18 protein-coding genes are annotated in these 23,376 nt (G+C 71.9%); 10 read left to right on the forward strand and 8 right to left on the reverse strand.

What is annotated here, in order from left to right:
* Window positions 1–36 precede the first annotated feature (36 nt).
* Window positions 37–1,242, forward strand: a complete 1,206-nt coding sequence (locus tag ACZ6B8_RS02415; RefSeq protein ID WP_471606030.1) for an acyltransferase family protein — start codon at window positions 37–39, stop codon at window positions 1,240–1,242.
* On the opposite strand, the gene ACZ6B8_RS02420 is transcribed toward ACZ6B8_RS02415, so the two are convergent.
* The 3 genes from ACZ6B8_RS02420 to ACZ6B8_RS02430 are packed head-to-tail and all read right to left on the reverse strand — an operon-like array spanning window position 1,239 to window position 5,034.
* On the reverse strand, window positions 1,239–1,757 hold the full coding sequence (locus ACZ6B8_RS02420; protein ID WP_471073961.1) for an HD domain-containing protein: 519 nt from the start codon (window positions 1,755–1,757) through the stop codon (window positions 1,239–1,241). The genes ACZ6B8_RS02415 and ACZ6B8_RS02420 overlap by 4 nt on opposite strands.
* The gene (locus ACZ6B8_RS02425) at window positions 1,754–4,210 is read right to left on the reverse strand and encodes an ABC transporter permease (RefSeq protein ID WP_471606031.1); all 2,457 of its coding nucleotides are present in this window, start codon (window positions 4,208–4,210) and stop codon (window positions 1,754–1,756) included. The genes ACZ6B8_RS02420 and ACZ6B8_RS02425 overlap by 4 nt, the downstream gene beginning before the upstream one ends.
* A complete protein-coding gene (locus ACZ6B8_RS02430; protein WP_471606032.1) occupies window positions 4,210–5,034 on the reverse strand; it encodes an ABC transporter ATP-binding protein in 825 nt (274 codons plus the stop codon). Before ACZ6B8_RS02430 ends, ACZ6B8_RS02425 begins: the two co-directional genes overlap by 1 nt.
* Window positions 5,035–5,300: 266 nt before the next feature.
* On the opposite strand from ACZ6B8_RS02430, the gene ACZ6B8_RS02435 reads away from it, so the two are divergent.
* Window positions 5,301–6,509: a cation:proton antiporter gene (locus ACZ6B8_RS02435; protein ID WP_471073952.1), complete on the forward strand. Its 1,209-nt coding sequence runs from the start codon at window positions 5,301–5,303 to the stop codon at window positions 6,507–6,509.
* Window positions 6,510–6,537: 28 nt separating this feature from the next.
* On the opposite strand, the gene ACZ6B8_RS02440 is transcribed toward ACZ6B8_RS02435, so the two are convergent.
* Window positions 6,538–7,722 carry a PP2C family protein-serine/threonine phosphatase gene (locus tag ACZ6B8_RS02440; protein ID WP_471073949.1) on the reverse strand — a complete coding sequence of 395 codons (1,185 nt, stop codon included), beginning with the start codon at window positions 7,720–7,722 and terminating at the stop codon, window positions 6,538–6,540.
* A 151-nt stretch (window positions 7,723–7,873) separates the two neighbouring features.
* On the opposite strand from ACZ6B8_RS02440, the gene ACZ6B8_RS02445 reads away from it, so the two are divergent.
* The gene (locus ACZ6B8_RS02445; protein ID WP_471606033.1) at window positions 7,874–9,103 is read left to right on the forward strand and encodes a GNAT family N-acetyltransferase; all 1,230 of its coding nucleotides are present in this window, start codon (window positions 7,874–7,876) and stop codon (window positions 9,101–9,103) included.
* A gap of 33 nt (window positions 9,104–9,136) precedes the next feature.
* Here the strand turns inward: ACZ6B8_RS02445 and ACZ6B8_RS02450 are convergent, their stop codons facing one another.
* Window positions 9,137–9,949 (reverse strand): Fpg/Nei family DNA glycosylase, encoded by an 813-nt coding sequence (locus ACZ6B8_RS02450; protein ID WP_471073941.1) that lies wholly within the window; start codon window positions 9,947–9,949, stop codon window positions 9,137–9,139.
* 148 nt (window positions 9,950–10,097) lie between these two features.
* The gene (locus tag ACZ6B8_RS02455; RefSeq protein WP_471606034.1) at window positions 10,098–10,583 is read right to left on the reverse strand and encodes a ribose-5-phosphate isomerase; all 486 of its coding nucleotides are present in this window, start codon (window positions 10,581–10,583) and stop codon (window positions 10,098–10,100) included.
* 183 nt (window positions 10,584–10,766) lie between these two features.
* Here ACZ6B8_RS02455 and ACZ6B8_RS02460 point away from each other — a divergent pair, with 183 nt between their 5' ends.
* Entirely contained in the window at window positions 10,767–12,266 is a 1,500-nt protein-coding gene (locus ACZ6B8_RS02460) for an amino acid permease (RefSeq protein ID WP_471073936.1), read from the forward strand.
* Window positions 12,267–12,578: 312 nt separating this feature from the next.
* Window positions 12,579–13,841: an FAD-binding oxidoreductase gene (locus ACZ6B8_RS02465; protein ID WP_471606445.1), complete on the forward strand. Its 1,263-nt coding sequence runs from the start codon at window positions 12,579–12,581 to the stop codon at window positions 13,839–13,841.
* Between the two features lie 28 nt (window positions 13,842–13,869).
* Here ACZ6B8_RS02465 and ACZ6B8_RS02470 read toward each other — a convergent pair whose 3' ends face one another.
* Entirely contained in the window at window positions 13,870–14,448 is a 579-nt protein-coding gene (locus ACZ6B8_RS02470) for a biotin transporter BioY (RefSeq protein ID WP_471606035.1), read from the reverse strand.
* A gap of 261 nt (window positions 14,449–14,709) precedes the next feature.
* On the opposite strand from ACZ6B8_RS02470, the gene ACZ6B8_RS02475 reads away from it, so the two are divergent.
* From ACZ6B8_RS02475 to ACZ6B8_RS02485, 3 genes are all read left to right on the forward strand, one after another.
* Entirely contained in the window at window positions 14,710–16,134 is a 1,425-nt protein-coding gene (locus ACZ6B8_RS02475) for an amino acid permease (protein WP_471606036.1), read from the forward strand.
* Window positions 16,135–16,279: 145 nt separating this feature from the next.
* Complete coding sequence (locus ACZ6B8_RS02480; RefSeq protein ID WP_471606037.1) at window positions 16,280–17,698, forward strand: amino acid permease; 1,419 nt, start codon at window positions 16,280–16,282, stop codon at window positions 17,696–17,698.
* Between the two features lie 205 nt (window positions 17,699–17,903).
* Window positions 17,904–18,554, forward strand: a complete 651-nt coding sequence (locus ACZ6B8_RS02485; protein ID WP_358776033.1) for a superoxide dismutase — start codon at window positions 17,904–17,906, stop codon at window positions 18,552–18,554.
* Between the two features lie 154 nt (window positions 18,555–18,708).
* Here ACZ6B8_RS02485 and ACZ6B8_RS02490 read toward each other — a convergent pair whose 3' ends face one another.
* Window positions 18,709–19,350, reverse strand: coding sequence for a mycothiol-dependent nitroreductase Rv2466c family protein (locus ACZ6B8_RS02490; protein ID WP_471073926.1), 642 nt, complete (start codon window positions 19,348–19,350; stop codon window positions 18,709–18,711).
* 159 nt (window positions 19,351–19,509) lie between these two features.
* On the opposite strand from ACZ6B8_RS02490, the gene pepN reads away from it, so the two are divergent.
* Together pepN and ACZ6B8_RS02500 are read left to right on the forward strand one after the other, a co-directional pair.
* Window positions 19,510–22,086, forward strand: a complete 2,577-nt coding sequence (gene pepN / locus ACZ6B8_RS02495; RefSeq protein WP_471073923.1) for an aminopeptidase N — start codon at window positions 19,510–19,512, stop codon at window positions 22,084–22,086.
* Window positions 22,087–22,330: 244 nt separating this feature from the next.
* A complete protein-coding gene (locus tag ACZ6B8_RS02500; RefSeq protein WP_471606038.1) occupies window positions 22,331–23,374 on the forward strand; it encodes a hypothetical protein in 1,044 nt (347 codons plus the stop codon).
* The last annotated feature ends 2 nt before the right edge of the window (window positions 23,375–23,376 follow it).

The following is a 23,376-nucleotide window of genomic DNA, read 5'->3' on the forward strand; positions in this document are numbered from 1 at the left end:
CCGGGTCGTCTCACCGAGCGCATGGTGGGAGGGCCTGTGACCAACTCGGTGCACCCGCACGGACGCCACCGGGCGCCGCTCCCCCCGGCCCAGGTGCCGGCGGCCGGAGTCCCCACTCCCCGCTCCCACCATCCGACCCCGCAGGCCGCCACCGCTCCCCCCACCACGAGCGGCCACAGCACGGCTCAGAGCGGCTCGAAGCCCGCCAAGCAGCGCGACGCGTTCTTCGACAACGCCAAGTACCTGGCGATCGTCCTCGTGGCGATGGCCCATGCATGGGAACCCCTGACGGATCACAGCCGTGCCGCCGAGGCGCTGTACATGACCGTCTACACCTTCCACATGCCGGCGTTCATCCTGATCTCCGGCTACTTCTCGCGCAGTTTCAACATGCGGCCCGACCGGCTCAAGCGGCTGGTGACCGGCGTCGCGGTGCCGTACGTGATCTTCGAGGTCGCGTACACCCTGTTCAAGCGGTACGCGGACGACGACCCGAGCCAGCCGATCAGCCTGCTCGACCCCTGGTACCTCACCTGGTTCCTGGTGGCGCTCTTCGTGTGGCGGCTCACCGTGCCGCTGTGGAAGATCGTGCGCTGGCCGGTGCCGCTCGCCCTGGCCATCGCCATGCTCGCGGTGATCTCACCGGACATCGGCGACGACCTCGACCTGCAGCGCGTCCTGCAGTTCATGCCGTTCTTCGTGCTCGGCCTCTTCATGAAGCCCGAGTACTTCCAGCTGGTGCGCCGCCGTGAGGTGCGGATCCTGTCGGTGCCGGTCTTCGCGGGTGCGCTGCTGCTCGCGTACTGGGCGGCCCCGCGGATGACCTCCGTGTGGTTCTACCGCCGGGACAGCGCCCAGGAGTTGGGCGTCCCGTGGTGGGTCGGCATCGTGATGACGCTGGCGCTCTTCGGCTGCTCCGTGGTCCTCACCGCGTGCTTCTTCGCGTGGGTGCCGCGCCGCAAGATGTGGTTCACGGTCCTCGGCGCGGGCACGCTGTACGGCTACCTGCTGCACGGCTTCCTCGCCAAGGGCTCCCGTTTCTGGGGCTGGTTCGAGACCTACGACTGGCTGCACCAGCCGGCCGGCGAGATCTTCGTGACCGTGGTCGCCGCGAGTGTGGTGACCGTGCTGTGCACGCCTCCGGTACAGCGGATGTTCCGTTTCGCGATGGAGCCCAAGATGGAGTGGGCCTTCAAGCGGGACGCGGCGGCGCTGGCCAGGGAGCGGGCCAAGTCCGGCTAGCGGGACCCCTCGGGGCCTTCCCCGATCCCCAACAGGGCGCGCATGGCGGTGTACTTCACCGTCAGGCGCGCCCTCGTCGTTGCGTCAAGCACCGCGAGACGGGCCGGGTCCGCGTTGTGCGCCAGGTCCGCCTCCTTCACCAGGCGGGCCCCGTCCGTCGCCAGGATGCGCGCCGCGTACGCCTCCGGCGGCTCGCCCGCGAGCTTGGTGAGCGCCAGGACGATGTCCTTCGTGCGGCGGGTCAGCGGGGCGTCCCTGAGCCACTCTTCCGTCAGGGCGTCGTCCTCGACGGAGTCGTGCAGCCAGGCAGCGGCGATCTGTTCGTCGTCGCCGCCGCGTGAGCGCACACCGTCCGCCACCGCCCGGAGGTGCTCGGTGTAGGGGCGGCCCGCCTTGTCGGTCTGGTCGGCGTGCGCCTGCCGGGCCAGGGCCTCCACCTCCGCCACCGTCAGCGTCGGCGTCAGTGCCGGCGTCGGCTCCGGCGGCGGCGTGCGGTCCTGGTCTGCGGGCGTCATGCGGCCGACTTTAGCGCTGCCCGCGCGGGCAGCGTGGTGGCCGCCAGACCGAGCCCCAGGACCGCGGCCACGAACGACCCGTACACCAGCGGGGGAACATAAGGGCCCTGGCCGGTCAGGCCGTTCATCATCGGGACGAGCGTGGCCAGGGCGATGGCCGAGCCGATGACGATGCCCGCGCAGGCCACGAGCAGCGCCTCCCAGCGGACCATCCGCAGCACCTGGCGGCGGGTGGAGCCGATCAGGCGCAGCGTGCCGAGTTCGCGGCGGCGGTCCAGGACGGTCATCACCAGGGTGTTGACGGCGGCGATCGCCGCGAAGCCGCCGAGGACGGCCGCCATGGTGGTGTTGGCCCAGGCGTTGAGCTCGCGGTCCAGCGACCGTGCGGTGGCGTAGCCGTCCCGGTCCGTGCGGGTGCCGAGCCCGGAGAGGGCCTGCGCGGAGCCGCCCTTGGCCCAGATCTCGGTGGCCAAGGACGAGGTGACGTGCTGCCTCAGGTCGGCCGCCGGCAGGGTGACCTGGGAGAGGCCGAGGCCCCTGCCGTACGTCGCCACGATCTTCGGCGCCGCCTTGGTGCCGTCGGGCAGCCGGATGTCGAGGCGGTCGCCGGTCCGTACGTGCGCAGAGTCGGCGAGGCGGCCGTCGACCGCGATCTCGCCGGGGCCGAGCCGCAGGGTGCCGGTCTCGATCTTCAGGTCCTGCACCGCGCCGAGGTCGGCGGCGGTGCCGGTGACGCCCTGCGCCGACGCCGACTCCAGCCAGCGGTCGCCGCCCGAGCCGACCGGGACGAGCAGGGACGTCTTGAGCAGGCCGACGGCCGAGGTGACCCCGTCCGTCCCGGCCGCCTTCCTGACCGCGTCCGGCGCGAGGCCCGCCTCGGAGGTGACGATGTGGTCCGCGGTGATGCCCGCGCGCTGCTGGTCGGCAACGACCCGGTCCTCGCTGGTGTGCATGAAGACCAGGACGCTGGAGAAGGCCATGGCGAGCACGATCGGGGTGATCGCGGAGGCCAGCCTGCGGGCGTTCGAACGGGAGTTGGCGGCCGCGAGCGACGCGGGGGCGCCGGCGCCGCGCAGCGGAAGCCCGAACAGGGCGGCGCAGCCGCGGGCCACCAGGGGGCCGAGCAGGGCGACGGCGAGCATGAAGAGCATGACGACGCCGAGCGCCGCGTTGGCCGCGTCCTCGCCGGTGTTGTGTGCGGCGAACCCGGCGAAGACGGCGCCGCCGGCCGCCGCGGCGACACCCAGCGGCGTACGGATCCAGCCGAGCGGCACCCGCTCCACGGAGGCTTCCGTGAGCGCCCGGCCCGGCTTGATCCGCGAGGGCCTGCGGGCGGCCAGGTACCCGGCGCCGAGCGCGGTGAGGACGGCGACCCCGACGGCGGCGAGGAGGGGGATGAACGAGACGGAAAGACCGACGCCCCCGGGGATCGCGCCCTTCTCCTTGAGCTGTCCGAACCACCAGTGGGCCAGGGCGATGCCGGGCAGCAGGCCGACGGCGCCCGCGAGCGGCGCGACGAGCAGGGTCTCGGTGGCGATGGTGCGGCGGATCTGGCGCGGGGTGGTGCCGATGGCGCGCAGCAGGGCGTACTCGCGGGCGCGCTGGCCGACGGAGAGGGCGACGGTGCCGGCCGCGGTGAACACGGCGGTCAGGGCGGCGATGCCGCCGAAGGAGCCGCCGAGTCCGGTCAGCATCTCCTTGGCGTAGGCGAGTTCGGAGCCCTCGGCGGCGCTGCGGTCGTCGCCGGTGTGGACCTCGGCCCTGCCGCCGATGGCGTGCGTCACCTGTGCCTTGAGGGTCTCGGCCGGCACCCCCGGCTTCGGCAGGACGGCGATGGCGTCGACGCGCCCCGGGTGGCCGGAGAGGCGGACGGCCTCGGTGTCGGTGAACCAGGCGGTGGGCGTGCCCGGTGCGGGCCGTACGGTGCCGGAGATACGGAAGGTGCGCGGTCCGTCGGCGGTGGTGAGCGTGGTGCGGTCGCCGACGGCGGCGCCGGGTGCGGCGAGGACGACCTCGCCGGGGTGCGGGGCGCGGCCCGCGGTCAGCTTCTCGCCGGTGAAAGCGGTGGAGCCCCAGCCGTGTGCGGTGACGTCCTTGCCGCCGGAGCGCAGGGGGAAGGTGACGTCGGGGACGGCGGTGCGCGCGCCGGGCGCCGAAGCGGCCCTGGCCACCAGGGAGTCGGCGACCCGGGCCCGGTCGGGCAGCGGGGTGGCGGTGTCGGAGCGGCCCTCGCCGCTGCCGGTGGTGAAGTGCGCGGCCTGGTCGGCGGCGGCCACCACGGGGGCGCCGGCGTACCGGGTGGAGGGTATCGAGGCGCGCAGCCCCGTCTCCAGGAGGATGCCGCAGGCGGCCACGATCAGCGAGGCCATCATCAGGGCGACGAAGGTCCCGGCGAACGCCGCGGGCTTGAAGCGGACGGCCGCGCGGGCGAGGCCGTTGGGGCGGTACGCCATTACGCGGCCACCCCCGAGTACGCCGGGGTGGTGCGGGCGGTCAGGGTGGTCATCCGGTCCGCGATCCGCGCGGCGGAGGCGCCGTCGAGGTGGTCGACGACGGAGCCGTCGGCGAGGAAGAGGACGCGGTCCGCGTAGGCCGCGGCGGACGGGTCGTGGGTGACCATGACGACGGTGGCGCCCATCCGGTCGACGGCGGAGCGCAGCAGGCCGAGGATCTCGGTGGCGGTGGTGGTGTCCAGGGCGCCGGTCGGTTCGTCGGCGAAGAGCACGTCGGGCTCGGTGACCAGGGCGCGGGCGATGGCGACGCGCTGCTGCTGGCCACCGGAGAGCTGGCCGGGGCGGCGGCGCCCCAAGCCGTCGAGGCCGACCCGGGTGAGCATCTCGGCGGCCTTGCGGCGGTCGGGGCGGTGGCCCGCGAGGCGCATCGGCAGGACGACGTTCTGCTCGACGGTGAGGGACGGCAGCAGGTTGAAGGCCTGGAAGACGAAGCCCAGGCGGGTGCGGCGCAGCGCGGTGAGCTTGTTCTCGCTCATGCCGGTGATCTCGGTGCCGCCGAGCCGGACGGTGCCCGCGCTCGGCCGGTCGAGGCCCGCAGCGCACTGCAGGAAGGTGGACTTGCCGGAGCCGGAGGGGCCCATGACGGCGGTGAAGCTGCCGCGCGGCAGGGCGAGGTCGATGCCGGCGAGGGCGTGCACGGCCCCGGAGCCGCGGCCGTACCGGCGGCGGACGCCCCGCAGTTCGACGGCCCAGTCGCCGGGCGCCCCGCCGGGGACGCGTACGTCCTCCTCGGCGACTCGGTTCTTCTTCCGCCGCAGCCCCATGTCCCGGTCCACCTCTCGTGACGAATTCGACCTCTCGAACGTACGGAGGCGGGGGTGGTGCGGACCATGAGGGCGGCTGGCGAACGCGGGGTGGGGAGAACCCCACCTCAGGGGTTCAGGAAGACCGCGCGGGTCGTTTGGTAATCTAAGTATTGACGCGTTCTTGACGCTCCCTTTGCCATTGCTCGATGCCAGCTGTCTGGTCATCTCTCTTGCCATCCCTACGGAAGGAACGGCCCATCGGACACGCGGACACCTTGATAGCCATGGGCGGCGCTTTCCTCGCCGCCGCCGTCCTCGCCCGCCTCGGCGGTCGCATCGGACTCCCCACCATCCCCCTCTTCATCCTGGCCGGGATCCTCCTCGGCCCGCACACCCCCGGCGTGGTCCTGGTCTCCGACCCGCACGACCTGGAGATGCTCTCCGCGCTCGGCCTGGTCCTGCTCCTCTTCTACCTGGGCCTCGAATTCCATCTGGACGACCTCAAGACGGGCGGCCGCAGGATGGCCCTCGCCGGCGGCACCTACCTCGCCCTGAACGTCGGCGCCGGCCTGGGCTTCGGATTCGCGCTCGGCTGGGGCACCTCCGAGGCGCTGGTCCTCGCCGGGGTGCTCGGCATCTCGTCCTCGGCGATCGTCACCAAGGTCCTGGTCGACACCGGCAGGCTCGGCAATCCGGAGACCAAGCCGATCCTCGGCATCATCGTCGTCGAGGACATCTTCCTGGCCCTCTACCTCGCGGCGCTGCAGCCGATCCTGTCCGGCGCGGACAGCCTCTCGGCCGCCGTCCTGGACGGCGGCAAGGCCTTCGGCTTCCTGCTGCTGCTCGCGCTCGCGGCCCGCTTCGGCACGAAGGCCGTGGGGCGGCTGATGGACACCCGGGACGACGAACTCCTCGTCATCTCCTTCCTCGGCGTCGCCGTCTTCGTGGCCGGAGTCTCCGAGTGGTTCGGCGTCGCCGACGCGATCGGCGCGTTCATGGTCGGCCTGATGCTGGGCAGCACGGCGTCCGGCGACCGCATCCGCACCCTGGTCCACCCGCTGCGGGACGCGTTCGGCGCGATCTTCTTCTTCGCGTTCGGCCTCTCCATCGACCCCGGCGACCTGCCGGCGGTGGTGTGGCCGGTGCTCGCGGCGGTCGCGGTGACGCTCGCGATGAACGTCCTGGCCGGGCTCGGCGCGGCCCGCGTGTACGGCTTCGGGGCGGGCCCGGCGGCGAACATCTCCACGACCCTGCTGGCCCGCGGCGAGTTCGCGCTGATCCTCGCCACGATGGCGGCGGGCGCGGGCCTCGACGAGCGCCTCTCCCCCTTCATCGCGGGGTACGTGCTGCTGCTCGCGGTCCTCGGACCGCTGGCCGCGGGGCGCTCGGAGTGGCTGGCGCGGGTCCTGCCGCAGGGCTCCGGTCCCGCGGTGGCGGCCGGTGGCGGCACACCGGAGAAGGCCGAGCGGGCCCGGGCGGACAGCGCGCCGTAGCCGGCCGGGCCCGCCGCGCCGCCGGGGCTCACGCCTCCCGGCAGATCAGCAGCAGCGCCCGGTCGTCGTTCACGTCCTTCGCCACCGCCTCGATGAGGTGCCAGGCCGCCCCGTGGAAGCCGCCCGCCACATAGCGGTCGGCCTCACCGGTCAGGCGGTCCATGCCCTCGGCGATGTCGCGGTCGGAGGTCTCGACGAGGCCGTCCGTGAAGAGCATCAGGACGTCGCCGGGGCGCAGCACGCCCTTGACCGGGTCGAACTGCGCGCCGTCGTACACCCCGAGGAGCGGGCCCTGCCCGGTCTTCTCCTCCCAGCGGCCGCTGCCCGCGCTGAGCTGGAGGCCGGGCGGGTGGCCCGCGGAGAACAGTTCGTAGTCGCCGGTCTCCAGGTCGAGGACGAGGTGGATGGAGGTCGCGAACCCCTCGTCCCAGTCCTGGCGGAGCAGATAGCCGTTGGCGGCGGGCAGGAAGGCATGCGGGGGCAGCGAGCCGAGCAGACCGCCGAAGGCGCCGGAGAGCAGCAGCGCGCGCGAGCCCGCGTCCATGCCCTTGCCGGAGACGTCGGTGAGCACCGCCTCCAGGGTGCGGCCGCCGTTGGTGCGGGCGGCGACCACGAAGTCCCCGGAGAAGGACTGGCCGCCGGCCGGGCGCAGCGCCATCTCGCGGTGCCAGCCGCGCGGCAGCTTCGGCAGCTTGCTCTGCACGCGGATGCGTTCACGCAGGTCGAAGAGCATCGTGCCGCCGCCGCGCCAGGGCACGCCGACCCGGCTGCGGAACTGCGCGATGAGGAGGCCGAAGAAGCCGCAGGCGGCGACCACCAGGACGGTGCCCGGGGTGACCCGTGAGACGCCTTCCGGGTACGGGCCGAGCTGGACCGACTCCACGATGAGTGCTACCGCCGACGCCGCGTACAGGCCGAGCAGGCTGGCGGGGCGCAGCAGCAGGCCGCCCGCGACGATGGGCAGGACGAGCGCGGCCGGTGAGCACCAGACGCTGTTGACGATCGTGCCGCAGGTGATCACGGGGACGGTCAGGAGGAGGCCGGCCAGGGCGACCCAGTCGGAGCCGTCGCCGCGGAAGTAGTCGACCCCGGATTTGCGCAGCGCGATGCGGACCCGGTGCAGCCGCTTCTTCATCCGGGCCGTGAACGTGTCGGCCTCGGCCCGCCGCTCGCCCCGCTCGCGACGTCCGCGCCGTTCTCCTCGTACCGCCATTGCTCGTGGACCTTATCCAGCGAGCCGCTCCCTTCGCACGGGAGGTCCCGGTTGTCCCCCGTCGGAGGAGCGTCGTCGACGGGGGTGGACGGCCTTCCCGGAGCGCGGAAATCCTGTCGCACCGGACGTATCGCCCTGATAGTCATGGCATATGACGACAGACGTGCGGGTGCTCGCCGAGGCCGACTGGGATACGTGGTACGGGACGCTGGAGCTGGCTTTCGGGGGTGTCGCCGAGGCCGCCGAGGAGCGGGAGCTGTGGCGCGCGCTGACCGAGCACGACCGGTCGATCGGCGTCTGGGACGGCGAGAGCTGCGTGGGGACGGCGGGGGCGTTCTCCTTCCGTCTCGCGGTGCCGGGCGGCGCCCTGGTGGACGCGGCGGGCGTGACGATGGTCGGCGTGGCGGCCACGCACCGGCGGCGCGGGATCCTGACGTCGATGATGCGACGGCAGTTGGACGACGTGCGCGCGTGGGGCGAGCCGCTCGCCGTGCTCACCGCCTCCGAGCCGGTCATCTACGGCCGGTTCGGCTACGGCGCCGCGACCCAGCAGCTGAAGGCCGACATCGACACGACCCGGGTGCGGCTGTCGCTGCCGCCGGGCACCGAGGACGTACGTCTTCGGTACGCGCGGCCCGCCGACGTCCACGCCGCGTGCGAGGCGCTCTACGCCCGCTTGGTGACGGCGCGTCCGGGCATGCTGGCCCGCGGTCCCGGCTGGGAGCGGCTGCGGCTGCTCGACCCGCCGGGCGAGCGGAACGGCGCCTCGCCGCTGCAGTGCGTGGTCGCCGAGCGCGCGGGCGAGCTCGTCGGGTACGCGCGCTTCGCCGTGAAGCCCGACTGGGACTGGAAGGGCCCCAAGGGCGTGGTGCACCTGCACGATCTGGAGGCCCTGGACCCGGCGGCGAACGCGGCGCTGTGGGAGTTCCTCTTCGGCGTCGACCTGACGACGTCGGTGCTCGCCCACAGCCGTCCGGTGGACGACGCGGTGCTGCAGCTGGTCTCCGACGTCCGCCGCTGCGACCTCTCGGTGCGGGACTCGCTGCACGTGCGGCTCGTGGAGGTGGGCGCGGCCCTTCAGGCGCGGACGTACCAGACGCCCCTGGACGTGGTGTTCGAGGTCGAGGACGCCTTCTGCCCCTGGAACGCGGGACGGTGGCGGCTCACCGGCGACGCGAAGGGCGCCTCCTGCTCACGCACCGAGGACGCGCCTGATCTCGCGCTGTCGGTACGGGAGTTGGGCTCCGCCTACCTCGGCGGGGTCTCGCTGTCGTCGCTGGCGGCCGCGGGCCGGGTGCGGGAGCTGCGCCAGGGCGCGCTGGCCGAGGCGTCGGTGGCCTTCGGCTCGGACGTGGCCCCCTGGCTGCCGCACGGCTTCTAGGCGGCGGCCGGGGCCGGGGCGTTCACGTACGGTTCAGGCCGGGCGCTGGCAGGTGGGGCACCAGAAGAGGTTGCGGGCCGCCAGGCCGGCGGTGCGGATCTCGTCGCCGCAGAGGTGACAGGGCTGGTTCGCCCTGCGGTAGACGTAGACCTCGCCGCCGTGGTCGTCGACGCGCGGCGGGCGGTTCATCGCCTCGGGGGTGTGCTCGGGCCTGACCGTGTCGATGCGGTTGAGCCGCACGCCCTCGTGCATCAGGGCGACGAGGTCCGCCCAGATGGTGGCCCACTGCTCCGCGGTGACGTCCTTGCCCGGCAGGTACGGGTCGATGCCGTGCCGGAAGAGGACCTCCGCGCGGTAGACGTTGCCGACACCCGCGATGACCTTCTGGTCCATGAGGAGGGCGGCGATGGTGGTGCGGCTGCGGGAGATGCGGCGGTAGGCCTTCTCCGGGTCGTCCGTGTCCCGGAGGGGGTCGGGGCCGAGCCGGTCGTGTATCGCCTGCTTCTCCTCGTCCGTGACGAGGGCGCAGGTGGTGGGGCCGCGGAGGTCGGAGTGGTACGCGTCGTTCAGGAGCCGCAGCCGAACGGTGTCCGTGGGCGGCGGTGCGGGCGTCCCGCCGAGGGTGTACTTGCCGAAGAGGCCGAGGTGGACGTGGACCCAGCCGGTGCCGGCGAAGCCGAGGAAGAGGTGCTTGCCGTGAGCCTCGGCGGTGTCCATCACCTGGCCGTCGACCAGCGCCGCGCTGTCGCTGAACTTGCCCTGGGGGCTGGTCGCCCGGACGACCCGGCCCTCGAACCGGTCCCGGTGATCGGCCGCAAGGCGGTGAATGGTGTGCCCCTCCGGCACGGGGTCCCTCCGGGGGTTGTGCGGGTTACGAATCGCCTTAAGGGCTCGTCCTCAAACGCCGGACGGGCTGAAAGATCCCCGGCACGCGGAAATCAGCCCCTCCGGCGTTTGAGGAGCGGGGTCCGGGGCGGAGCCCCGGGGCGTACCCCTACGACTGGGGGTGACCCTCAGGAATCGGGGGCAGGTCGCCGGTCTCCTCGTAAGCCGACAGCATCTCGATGCGGCGCGTGTGACGCTCCTCACCGGAGTACGGCGTGTTCAGGAAGATCTCGACGAACTTGGTCGCCTCTTCCTGCGTGTGCATCCGGCCGCCGATGGAGATCACGTTGGCGTTGTTGTGCTCACGGCCGAGCTCCGCGGTCTGCTCGCTCCAGGCCAGGGCCGCCCGTACGCCCTTCACCTTGTTCGCGGCGATCTGCTCGCCGTTGCCCGAGCCGCCGATGACGATGCCGAGGGCGTCGGGGTCCGCGGCGGTCCTCTCCGCGGCGCGCAGGCAGAACGGCGGGTAGTCGTCCTGGGCGTCATAGATGTGGGGCCCGCAGTCGACGGGCTCGTGGCCGTGGCTCTTGAGCCATTCGACCAAGTGGTTCTTGAGTTCGTAGCCGGCATGATCCGAGCCGAGGTACACGCGCATGGGTCCGAGTGTGGCACGTCACGAGGCGGGTAGCCGCGACCGGGGCGGTCCTTGATCTCCCAGGTCGGGACCTTGGTCCAGGCCTTTCGTCGGAATACAACGATCCGGATTCAGGACTTCCGTCCCGTTCACCCCTGAGTTTGAATGCGGGGGCTCGTGACCCGAGAACTTAAGGATTCGTCCATGACCTCGCAACCCTCCCTTGCGAAGGCAGACAGCAACCCCTCATCCCCTGGGGATCCGCGGTCTGGCGACAACGGTGACCACGGCGACGGCCTGAAGGCGGGTCTCAAGAACCGCCACCTCTCCATGATCGCCATCGGCGGTGTGATCGGTGCCGGTCTCTTCGTCGGCTCCGGCTCCGGCATCGCCGCGGCGGGGCCCGCCATCCTCATCTCGTACGCCCTGGTCGGCACGATGGTCGTCCTCGTGATGCGGATGCTCGGCGAGATGGCCGCCGCACGGCCGGCCTCCGGCTCCTTCTCCACCTACGCCGACCAGGCGCTCGGCCGCTGGGCCGGCTTCTCCATCGGCTGGCTGTACTGGTTCTTCTGGGTCGTCGTCCTCGCGGTGGAGGCCACCGCGGGCGCCGTGATCCTCAACGGCTGGATACCCGCGGTCCCGCAGTGGGGCTGGGCGCTCATCGTGATGCTGGTGCTCACCGCGACGAACCTCGTCTCGGTCGGCTCCTACGGCGAGTTCGAGTTCTGGTTCGCGGGCATCAAGGTCGTCGCGATCGGCGCGTTCGTCGTCATCGGCCTGCTCGCCGTCTTCGGTGTGCTGCCCGGCTCCGACAACCCGGGCGACGGCTTCGGGCACCTCACCGACGCGGGCGGCTTCATGCCCAAGGGCGCGGGCGCCATCCTCACCGGTGTGCTGATGGTCGTCTTCTCGTTCATGGGCAGCGAGATCGTCACGCTGGCCGCCGGCGAGTCCGAGGACCCGCAGCGCGCCGTCACCAAGGCGACCAACAGCGTCATCTGGCGCATCGGCGTCTTCTATCTGGGCTCGATCTTCGTCGTCATCACCCTGCTCCCGTGGAACGACAAGTCGATCACCAAGGACGGCAGTTACGTCGCCGCGCTGAACTCGATCGGCATTCCGCACGCCGGCCAGGTCATGAACGTCATCGTCCTCACGGCGGTGCTCTCCTGCCTCAACTCCGGCCTCTACACCGCCTCCCGCATGGCCTTCTCCCTCGGCCAGCGCGGTGACGCCCCCAAGGCCTTCGCGCGCACCAACGCGCGCGGTGTGCCGCAGGCCGCCATCCTCGGCTCCGTCGTCTTCGGTTTCGTCGCCGTCTGGTTCAACTACCAGTGGAAGGACACCGTCTTCGACTTCCTGCTCAACTCCTCGGGCGCGGTGGCCCTCTTCGTGTGGCTGATCATCAGCTTCACGCAGCTGCGGATGCGCGGGATCATCCTGCGCGAGCAGCCGGAGAAGCTCGTCGTGAAGATGTGGCTCTTCCCGTATCTGACGTGGGTCACCATCGCGATGATCTCGTTCGTGCTCGTCTACATGCTCACCGACGAGGCAGGCCGCAAGCAGGTGCTGCTCTCGCTCCTCGCCGCCGCGTTCGTGATCGCGTTCTCGCTGGTACGGGAGAAGGTGCGGCCCCGGACCGCCGTCGAGCAGGCCTCGGCGCGGACCACGGACCAGGTGTCGGGCCACACCGACGGCTGACCCCGCCGCCCCTTGAAGGACGACGCCCCCGCGACCCTCACCGCGGGGGCGTCGTCGTGTCGCCACTCGGTATGAGCCAACCGCCTTCCGCCACAGCCCGGTTCGCGGCGCGCGCGAGTCCCGGTGGAGCCGCGGATGAACCGACGGCGGGTGTCCCTCCCTTTGTCACACCCGTGAGGGATGCTGTCCCCGTCGGACGAAACACGCGGCCCGGTAGCCGCGCGCCGCTCAACGGAGGCTCCCGTGGACTTGACCGCCCAGCGATTCGTGTTCCGGCCGGACGACGCCGGTTACGCGGAGGAGATCGCCGGCATGCAGACCGGTTTCGCGACGCGGCCGGACCTCGTCGTCGGCGCCACGGGCCCCGACGACGTGGCCGCCGCGGTCGCGTACGCCGCGGAGGCCGGCCTGCCCGTCGGCGTGCAGGCCACCGGGCACGGCGTCCCCGGCGCCTTCGAGGGCGGCGTCCTGATCACCACACGGCGGATGGACACCGTGCGGGTCGACCCCGGCGCGCGCACCGCGACCGTCGGCGCGGGCGCCCGCTGGGGCCAGGTCGTGGAGGCCGCGGCGCCGCACGGACTGGCCCCGCTGAACGGCACGGCGCCCGGGGTGGGCGTCGTCGGCTACACGCTCGGCGGCGGACTCGGCATCCTGGGCCGGGAGTTCGGCTACGCCGCGGACCACGTCCGCTCCGTCGACGTCGTCACCGCGGACGGCACCTTGCGGCACGTCACGGCCGACGCCGACCCGGAGCTCTTCTGGGGCCTGCTCGGCGGCGGCCCGCACCTCGGCGTGGTCACCGGCCTGGAGATCGGTCTGGTGCCGGTCGCCCGGCTGTACGGCGGCGCCCTCACGTTCGACGGGACCGCGGTCGACCCGGCCGCCGTGCTGCGCGGTTACGAGGAGTGGACGCGCACCCTGCCCGACGAGCTGACCTCGTCGCTCGCGGCGCTCGTGTACCCGGACCTGCCGCACCTGCCGCCGCACCTCAAGGGCCGCTATCTCGTCCTGATCCGGGTCGCGTTCACCGGCTCGGCGGCGGAGGGCGAGCGCCTCGTGGCACCGCTGCGGGAGCTCGGGCCCACCGTCTCGGACACGCTGCACGAGATGCCATACACCGAGAGCCCCGCCATCCACGGCGACCCGGACTTCCCGCACGCCTACTACGGCGACAACGCGGTCCTCGGCCACCTCGACCCGGCGGCGGCCGGCGAGATCCTCGCACTGACCGGGCCCCGGGCGGCCTCGATGCACATCCTGCAGTTCAACCACCTGGGCGGCGCGCTGGCCAGGACCGCGCCGAACGCCGTGCCCTACCGCGAGGCGGGCTGGCTGGTCCGGCTGCTGTCGCCGCTGGTGGACGGCGTGGACGTGGCGGACCTGCGCGCGGTGCACGCGGCGGCGTTCGGGCACGTGGCGCCGCAGACCCTGGGGCGCTCGCTCAACTTCGTCTTCGGCGCCGCCGACCGGCCCGAGGGGCTGTACGACGCGGAGACGCGAAAGAGGCTCGCCGAGTTGAAGGCCACGCATGACCCGGCGAACCTCTTCAGGCGGAACTACCGCCTCGGCTGACCGGCCCGCGACCGGTCGGACGACCGGCTCAGCGGTCGAGGAACTTCCACGCCGTGGGCAGCACGCCCATCGCGAGGGCGGCCTTCAGGGCGTCGCCGATCAGGAAGGGCGTGAGCCCGGCGGCGACGGCCTGGGTCAGCGACATCCCGGTGGCGGCGGCCAGGTACGGGACGCCGACCGCGTAGATGATCGCGGAGCCGAGGACCATCGTGCCCGCGGTGCGCAGCACCGAGCGGTCGCCGCCGCGGCGGGCGAGGGCGCCCACCACCGTGGACGCCAGCAGCATGCCGAACACATAGCCGAGCGAGGGGGCGGCGACGCCCGAGCCCGCCTGGGCGAACCACGGCATGCCCGCCATGCCGACGAGGGCGTACAGCGCGAGCGAGAGGAAGCCGCGGCCGGCGCCGAGCGCGGTGCCGACGAGCAGCGCGGCGAAGGTCTGCCCGGTCACCGGAACCGGGGAGCCCGGCACGGGCACCGCGATCTGGGCGGCGATCCCGGTGAGCGCGGCGCCGCCGAGCACGAGGGCGGCGTCCTTCACGCGGGACGCGGGCAGCAGGTCGGCGAGGACCTGGCCGGGGCGGGTGGTGGCAGCGGCGATGCTCATCGGGACTCCGCGGGGACGTGGGCAGGTTGGGACGCGTCGACGCTATCCCAGGGCCGGCCGCCGCCACACGGTCTCCGGGCGACAACCCGGGGGCGGGGCCTTGGTGGGCTCCGTACAAAGGGATGCCTGTACACCTCGCCCGGCGTGACGCTCGTCACGGAGGTGAGCGGGTGGGTGGCTCGTTTTGCGCGGGGGGCCGCTCCCCGGGGAGACTGTAGGTTCCTGCCAACTCCTTGAGCACCGAGAGCAGCGTTGAGCACCATGCGCGACCCCCAGGCCACGGCCGCCCCGCCCGCCGGCGGGCCTCTCGGTGCCGAGCACGAGCCGCTCTCCGGCGGCCTCAAGCAGCGCCACCTCACCATGCTCGGGCTCGGCGGCGTCATCGGCGCCGGGCTCTTCGTGGGGTCGGGCGCGGGGATCTCCGTCGCGGGGCCCGGCATCGTCGTCTCGTATCTGATCGCGGGCGCGCTCGCGATGTGCGTGATGCGGATGCTCGGCGAGATGTCGGCGGCGATGCCCGCCTCCGGCTCGTTCTCCGTGCACGCGGAGCGCGCGCTGGGCCGCTGGGCCGGGTTCAGCGTCGGCTGGCTCTACTGGTTCCTGCTGGTGGTCGTGCTCGCCGTGGAGGCGACCGGCGCCGCGCAGATCGCGAACGGCTGGGCGCCCGCGGTGCCGCAGTGGGCGTGGGTGCTGATCTTCATGGTGGTCTTCACCGCCGCCAACCTCGCCTCGGTGAAGAACTTCGGCGAGTTCGAGTTCTGGTTCGCGACCCTGAAGGTCTGCGCGATCGTGGCGTTCCTGGTGCTCGGTCTGCTCGCCGTCTTCGGCGTGCTGCCGGACACCGACGCGGTGGGCCTCGCGAACCTCACCGGGCAGGGCGGGTTCCTGCCGCACGGCTGGTCGGGCGTGGTCTCCGGGGTGCTGGCCGTCGTCTTCGCGTTCGGCGGCCTGGAGGTCGTGACGATCGCCGCGGCCGAGTCGGACGACCCGGTGCGCTCGGTCGCCCGCGCGGTGCGCAGCGCGGTCTACCGCATCCTCTTCTTCTACGTCGGGTCGATGCTCGTCATCGTGACGGTGCTGCCGTGGACGGCGCAGCGCGCCGGGGTCAGCCCGTACGTCACGGTCCTCGACTCGATCGGGGTGCCGTCCGCCGGGCAGGTCATGAACATCGTGGTGTTCGTGGCGCTGCTCTCGGCGCTCAACGCGAACCTCTACGGGTCGTCCCGGATGGTCTTCTCGCTGGCCGAGCGCGGCGAGGCACCGAAGGCGCTGCTGAAGGTGGGCGGTGGCGGGGTGCCGCGCCGGGCGGTGCTCGCCTCGGTCGCCTTCGGGTTCGTGTCGGTGCTGCTCAATCTGGAGTGGCCGGACTCCGTCTTCCTCTACATGCTCAACTCCGTCGGCGCGGTGCTCCTCTTCGTCTGGGCGCTGATCGCCGTCTCGCAGCTGCGGCTGCGCCGGCGCATCGGGCGGGAGGCCCCGGAGCGGCTGGTGCTGCGGATGTGGGCGTTCCCGTATCTGACGTGGGCGGCGCTGGCCGCGATGACCGCCGTGCTCGTGCTGATGCTGACGGACGACGGCGCGCGGCCGCAGCTGCTGTGGTCGGCGGGGGCGACGGGGCTCGTGCTGGCGGTGGCCGGGCTGCGGGAGTGGCGCGGGAAGCACGTCAATGAGCGGGAAGCGCATTAACAACAGGTGAACTTGATGTGCGTGCCCCTTCACGACGTGTGAGCGTCGTGTCCGTATAGCGGTCAGCTGTTCCCTGTCAGCGGTACCGCGGCTCAGACTGTGGGCCGCTCTCTCCCCCGTCTCGGCTACTGAACAGGGCACGCCCATGTCTCGGACGTCCACCCCGCAGGACACCGCACCCGACGCAGCACCGCAGGCCGACTCCCCGCTCGTCCACGGCCTCAAGCAGCGGCATCTTTCCATGATCGCGCTCGGCGGAGTGATCGGGGCCGGTCTCTTCGTGGGCTCCGGGGCGGGCATCGCCGCGGCCGGGCCCTCGATCGTCCTCGCCTACGCGATATCCGGCGCGCTCGTCATGCTCGTGATGCGCATGCTGGGCGAGATGTCGGCCGCGAACCCGGCGTCGGGGTCGTTCTCGGTCCACGCCGAGCGGGCGATCGGCCCCTGGGCGGGCTTCACCGCGGGGTGGGGCTTCTGGTTCCTGCTCTGCGTCGCCGTCGGCCTGGAGGGCATCGGCGCCGCCAAGATCATGGTCGGCTGGTTCCCGGACAGCCCGGAGTGGGTGTGGGTGGCCCTCTTCATGCTGGTGTTCTGCGGGGCGAACCTGACGGCCGTGAAGAACTTCGGCGAGTTCGAGTTCTGGTTCGCCGCCCTCAAGGTCGGCGCCATCACGCTCTTCCTCGGCATCGGCGTCCTCGCGATCCTCGGCATCCTGCCCGGCTCCGACGTCTCCGCCCCCGGCTCCGCGAACCTCACCGGCGAGGGCGGGTTCATGCCGAACGGCACGGACGGCCTGATCATCGGCCTGCTCGCCTCCGTCTTCGCGTACGGCGGCCTGGAGACCGTCACCATCGCCGCGGCCGAGTCCGAGAACCCGGTGAAGAGCGTGGCCAAGGCCGTGCGCACGGCGATGTGGCGCATCGCCGTCTTCTACGTCGGCTCGATGCTCGTCGTCGTCACGCTGCTGCCGTGGGACAACAAGGAGGTCGTCGCCAAGGGCCCGTACGTCGCCACCCTCGACCACCTGGGCATCCCCGGCGCCGGCCAGATCATGAACGTCATCGTCCTGATCGCCCTGCTCTCCGCGATGAACGCCAACATCTACGGCGCCTCGCGGATGTCCTACTCCCTGATCGCCCGCGGCCAGGGCCCCAAGGTGCTCGGCAAGGTCTCGGGCGGCGTGCCGCGCCTCGCGGTGCTCGCCTCCTCGGTCTTCGGCTTCGTCTGCGTACTGCTCAGCTACTGGCGCCCGGACGACGTCTTCCCCTGGCTGCTCAACATGATCGGCGCGATGATCCTGATGGTCTGGATCTTCATCGCCGTCTCGCAGCTGATCCTGCGCCGCCGCACCGAGCGCGAGGCCCCGGAGAAGCTGGTCGTGAAGATGTGGGCGTTCCCCTTCCTGACCTGGGTGTCGCTGGCCGCGATGGCGTACGTGTTCTACCTGATGACCGACCAGCCGGACACCCGCAAGCAGCTGCTGGCCACCGGCGCGCTGACGCTGGTGCTCGCGGTGATCGGCTTCGTGCGGCAGAGGACGGCCGAGCGGCGCGCGGCGGCGTAGTCACCACCCCACCTCCCGAAGAAGCCCCGGACCCGCCGGTCCGGGGCTTCTTCGCATGCCCGGACATTCCCGTCCGGACCTAGGACGAAGGGCTGATCAACTTTGCCGACCTCCTGCTGCTAGCCTGCACTTGCGAACGACTTGCAATAAGTTGAGAACCACAACAGCGCACCACAGCAGAGCAGCAGTCGGAGGGCTCGGACTCATGGCCATTTACACGCTTCCTGAACTTCCGTACGACTACGCGGCGCTCGAACCCGTCATCAACCCGCAAATCATCGAGCTGCACCACGACAAGCACCACGCGGCGTACGTGAAGGGCGCGAACGACACCCTTGAGCAGCTGGAGGAGGCGCGCGACAAGGAGACGTGGGGCGCCATCAACGGCCTGGAGAAGAACCTCGCCTTCCACCTCTCCGGCCACATCCTGCACAGCATCTACTGGCACAACATGAACAGCCCCAAGGACGGTGGCGGCGGCGAGCCGCTGGCCGCCGACGGCGTCGGCGAGCTGGCGGACGCCATCGCGGAGTCCTTCGGCTCGTTCGCCAAGTTCAAGGCCCAGCTGACCAAGGCCTCGGCGACGACGCAGGGTTCGGGCTGGGGCGTGCTCGCCTACGAGCCGCTCAGCAACCGCCTCATCGTCGAGCAGGTCTACGACCACCAGGGCAACGTCGGCCAGGGCTCGACGCCGATCCTGGTCTTCGACGCCTGGGAGCACGCCTTCTACCTGCAGTACAAGAACCAGAAGGTCGACTTCATCGAGGCCATGTGGCAGGTCGTCAACTGGCAGGACGTGGCCAAGCGCTACGCCGCCGCGAAGGAGCGGGTCAACAGCCTGCTGCTCGCCCCGTGAGCCAGGGCTGTCGGCCGCTCCCCCGGTGACAGCCCGACGACGCCCTGCCTCGTGATCGTCTTCTCAACCTTCACCGGGGCGGGCGGAAGAAGGAAAGGCCCCCGTGAGGACGTGACTCACGGGGGCCTTTCGGTCGGGCCGCTGTTCCGGGGCGTCAGTCGAAGACCGGGCCCTGGGTGCGGGTCCGCTTGATCTCGTAGAAACCCGGGGTCGAGGCCACCAGCAGGGTGCCGTCCCAGAGCCTCGCCGCCGCCTCGCCCTTGGGGGCCGGGGTCACGACGGGGCCGAAGAAGGCGACCTGCTCGCCGTCGGCGCCGGGGACGGCGATGACGGGCGTGCCGACCTCCTGGCCGACCTTGTCGATGCCCTCCTTGTGGGAGGCGCGCAGCTCCGTGTCGTAGGCGTCCGAGTCCATGTACTCGACGAGGTCGGCGGGCAGGCCCGCGTCCTCCAGGGCGCCGACGACCGCCTCGCGGGTCGGGCCCTCGCCACGGTTGTGGAAACGGGTGCCGAGCGCGGTGTACAGCGTGCCGAGGACCTCGTCGCCGTGCTTCTGCTGGGCGGCGACGACGACACGGACGGGGCCCCAGGCCTTCGTCTCCAGCATCTCCCGGTACTCCTCGGGGAGATCGTCGAGCTTGTCCTCGTTCAGGACGGCCAGGCTCATCACGTGCCAGCGGACCTCGACGTCACGGACCTTCTCGACCTCGAGCATCCAGCGCGACGTCATCCAGGCCCAGGGGCACAGCGGGTCGAACCAGAAGTCGACGGGGGTCTTGCTGCCGTTCTCGGACATGTCTCTCCCTAGGGAATCCGTTCGCATCTGGCCGGGGAAACGTCGGTGGCGCACCAGGGCATTCCCGGATGCCGGGCGCCGACGGCGCATGCGAGGATCGTAGACATTCGTACGAGTCAGGCGAATCACAGACATGCGAGTCACAAAGGAGTGCCGCCCGTGCCCGGTGAGAATCTGTCCCGCGACGAGGCCCGCGAGAGGGCCGCGCTGCTCTCCGTCGACAGCTACGAGGTCTTCCTCGACCTGCGGTCGGCGATCGGCGAGAGCGGTCGGGAGCCGCGCACGTTCCGCTCGGTCACCACGGTCCGGTTCCGCAGCGCCGAGCCGGGCGCCACCACCTTCGCCGACCTGATCGCGCCGAGCGTCACCGCGGTCTCGCTGAACGGCAAGGACCTGGACCCCTCCGAGGTCTTCGACGGCGCCCGGATCGCGCTGGAGGACCTCGCCGAGGAGAACGAACTGGTGGTGGACGCCCAGTGCGTCTACAGCCGCACCGGTGAGGGCATGCACCGCTTCGTCGACCCCGAGGACGGCGAGGTCTACCTCTACACGCAGTACGAGCCGGCGGACGCACGCCGCGTTTTCGCCAACTTCGAGCAGCCCGACCTCAAGGCGACCTTCCGCTTCCAGGTGCAGGTGCCCGACGGGTGGACCGCGTGGTCCAACGGCGTGGGCGAAGTCCTCGACGGCGTATGGCGATTCGCCGAGACCAAGCCCATCTCGACGTACGTCACGGCGGTCGTCGCCGGCCCCTACCACTACGTGACGGACTCCTACGAGCGCGTCCTCGCGGACGGCACCCGCCTGGAGATCCCCCTCGGCGCGATGTGCCGCAAGGGCCTCGCCCCGCACTTCGACCCGGACGACGTCTTCCTCGTCACCAAGCAGGGTCTGGACTTCTTCCACGACAACTTCGACTACCCGTACCCCTTCGGGAAGTACGACCAGGCGTTCGTGCCGGAGTACAACCTGGGCGCGATGGAGAACCCCGGGATGGTGACCTTCCGCGAGGAGTACATCTTCCGCGGCAAGGTGACCCAGGCGTCGTACGAGCGCCGGGCCGGCGTCATCCTGCACGAGATGGCGCACATGTGGTTCGGCGACCTGGTCACCATGCGCTGGTGGGACGACCTGTGGCTGAAGGAGTCCTTCGCCGACTTCATGGGCAGCTTCTCGCTGGTGGAGGCCACCCGCTTCACCAACGGCTGGATCACCTTCGCCAACAACCGCAAGGCCTGGGCCTACCGCGCCGACCAGCTGCCCTCCACCCACCCGGTCACGGCCACCATCCATGACCTGGAAGACGCCAAGCTCAACTTCGACGGCATCACGTACGCCAAGGGCGCGAGCGTCCTCAAGCAGCTCGTCGCCTACGTCGGCCGGGACGCGTTCCTGGAAGGCGCGCGGCGCTACTTCAAGCGGCACGCGTACGGCAACACCACCCTCGCCGATCTGCTCGCCGTCCTGGAGGAGACCTCCGGGCGCGACATGACGTCCTGGGCCCGGGCGTGGCTGCAGACGGCCGGCGTCAACTCCCTCACCCCGCAGGTCATCCTGAACGCGGAGGGCCGCATCACCGAGCTCTCCGTCCTGCAGGAGGCCGCCGAGTCCCACCCCGAACTGCGCCCGCACCGCGTGGCCATCGGCCTGTACCGCCGCACCTCCGGCGGCGACCTGGAGCGGTACGCCCGCGCGGAGGCCGACGTGGACGGGCCGCGCACGGTCGTGGCCGAGCTGGCCGGCGAGGAGGCGCCCGAGCTGGTCCTGGTCAACGACGACGACCTGACCTACTGCAAGATCCGCTTCGACGAGAACTCCCTGGCGACGCTGCGGGACCACCTCGGCGACCTCACCGACCCGCTGGCCCGCGCCCTGTGCTGGTCGGCGCTGTGGAGTCTCACGCGGGACGGGCTCATGCCGGCGCGCGACTTCATCGCGTCGGTGCTCCGGTTCGCCGGGCGGGAGAGCGACATCGGCGTCCTGCAGATGCTGCACGCCTGGGCCAACACCGCCCTCACCCACTACGCCGCCCCGAGCTGGCGTGAGGAGGGCGCCCGCACGCTCGCCGAGGGCGCGCTGCGGGAGCTGCGGATCGCAGCGCCGGGCAGCCAGCACCAGCTGACGTGGGCGCGGTTCTTCGCCACGGTGGCGTCCTCGGCGGCCGATCTCCAGCTCCTTCAGGGCCTGTTGGCGGGCAACGCCAAGATCGACGGCCTGGACGTCGACCAGGAGCTGCGCTGGGCCTTCCTGTCCCCGCTGACCTCGCACGGTGTCGCAGGCGAGGACGTCCTGGCGGCGGAGCTGGCCCGCGACGACACGGCGTCCGGCAAGCGGCACCAGGTGCGGTGCCTGGCCGCGCGGCCCTCCGCGGCGGTCAAGGCCCAGGCGTGGGCGGCCGTGGTGGAGTCGGACGCGCTGTCCAACGCGCTGGTGGAGGCGACCATCTCGGGCTTCGCGCAGCCGTCGCAGCGGGAGCTCATCGCGCCGTACGCCGCCCGGTACTTCGACGCCATCGAGCGGGTGTGGGCCGAGCGGTCCATCCAGATCGGCATGGACGTGGTGCGGGGCCTCTTCCCGCATCTCCAGGGCGACGAGGCGACGCTGGCGGCGGCGGACGAGTGGCTCGCCGCGCACGAGGCGAGCGCGCCCGCACTGCGCCGGCTCGTCCTGGAGGCCCGGGACGACCTGGCCCGCTCGCTGCGGGCCCAGGCATGCGATGCCGCGGCGGCGAGCTAGAGCGGTGACGTGGTGAGGGGGTGAGGGGGGCGGCGGCCTCCGCGGGACCGCTGCCCCCTCCCCCGCTGCCCGCGCCGCCCTTCCCCGCCTCCCGCCCCCGCCCGGACCGCAGGTCAGCCGTCGTGTGCCGGGGCGGTGCCCATCGGTCGTCGAACGCCCGTGCTTTAGGGCGAGGTTGTCCGGGTTTGTCGACGGGCGTGTAACAGCGGTTAGCGCGGCGGTCGGGCGCGGGAACGACCGGGTCATGAACCACGACACCCCGCTCTCCCCCCTCCCCCTCACCCACCTCGCCGACGCCCAGCTGCGCGTCATGAGCACCGCCCAGCTCGGCGAGCACGGCGTCACCGCGGCGGACGCCGGCGCGCACTGCCGGCCCGGCGGACCCTGGCAGCAACTGCTGCCGGGCGTCTGCCTGTTGCACCCGGGACCGCCGACCAGCGAGGAGCGGCTGCACGGCGCCCTGCTGTACGCGGGGCGTCCGCCGGCCCGAGCGGCCAGGGCCGTGCCCGCCCAGCCCCGCGCGGGCGAGCCGCACGCACCGTACGCGGACGCGATGATCACGGGACTCGCCGCGCTCGCCCTGCACGACTTCTCGTCCGCTCCCCCGCTGCTCTCCCTCAACCACATCGACGTGCTGGTGCCCCGCACCCGGCGGCTGCGTTCGGTGGGGTTCGCGCGGCTCGTGCGCGCTCAGGCGATGCCCGCCGCCCAGCAGATCACGGGCGTCCCGGTGGCGCCGGTGCCGCGGGCGCTCGCCGACGCCGTGGCGCAGCTCGCCGAGGCGGGCGCGGTGCGGCGGCTGCTCACCGAGGCGGTGCGCGGCGGACACTGCGAACCGGCGGCGATCGTGCGGGAGTTGAACGGCGCGCGGCTGCTCACCCGGCCGCACGTCGTGGACGCCGTCGACTCGCTGCTCGCCGAGGGGCGGGCCATCGCCGAGGACCGGCTGTACCGGATGGTCGCCGAGCACGCTCTGCCCGACCCGCTGTGGAACGTCGATCTGCGGCTGCCCGGCGGCCCGCACCTCGGCGGCGTCGACGCCTACTGGCCCGACCACTCCGTGGCCGTGGAGCTGGACACCCGGGCCCCGCGCCAGGACGAGGACGCCCTGTGGTCGGAGTACGTCCGCAAGCGCGAGCACCTGGAGCGGCTCGGCATCACCGTCGTGCACGTCACGCCGAAGAAGCTGAGGGACTCCGTCGAGCAGCAGGCCACGGTGGTGCGGACGGCCCTGATGGCGTCGGTCGACCGCGACCCGGCGGCGTATGTCGTCGTGCTGCCCCGGTAGCG

It is taken from the genome of Streptomyces sp. NPDC041122 (assembly GCF_055592445.1).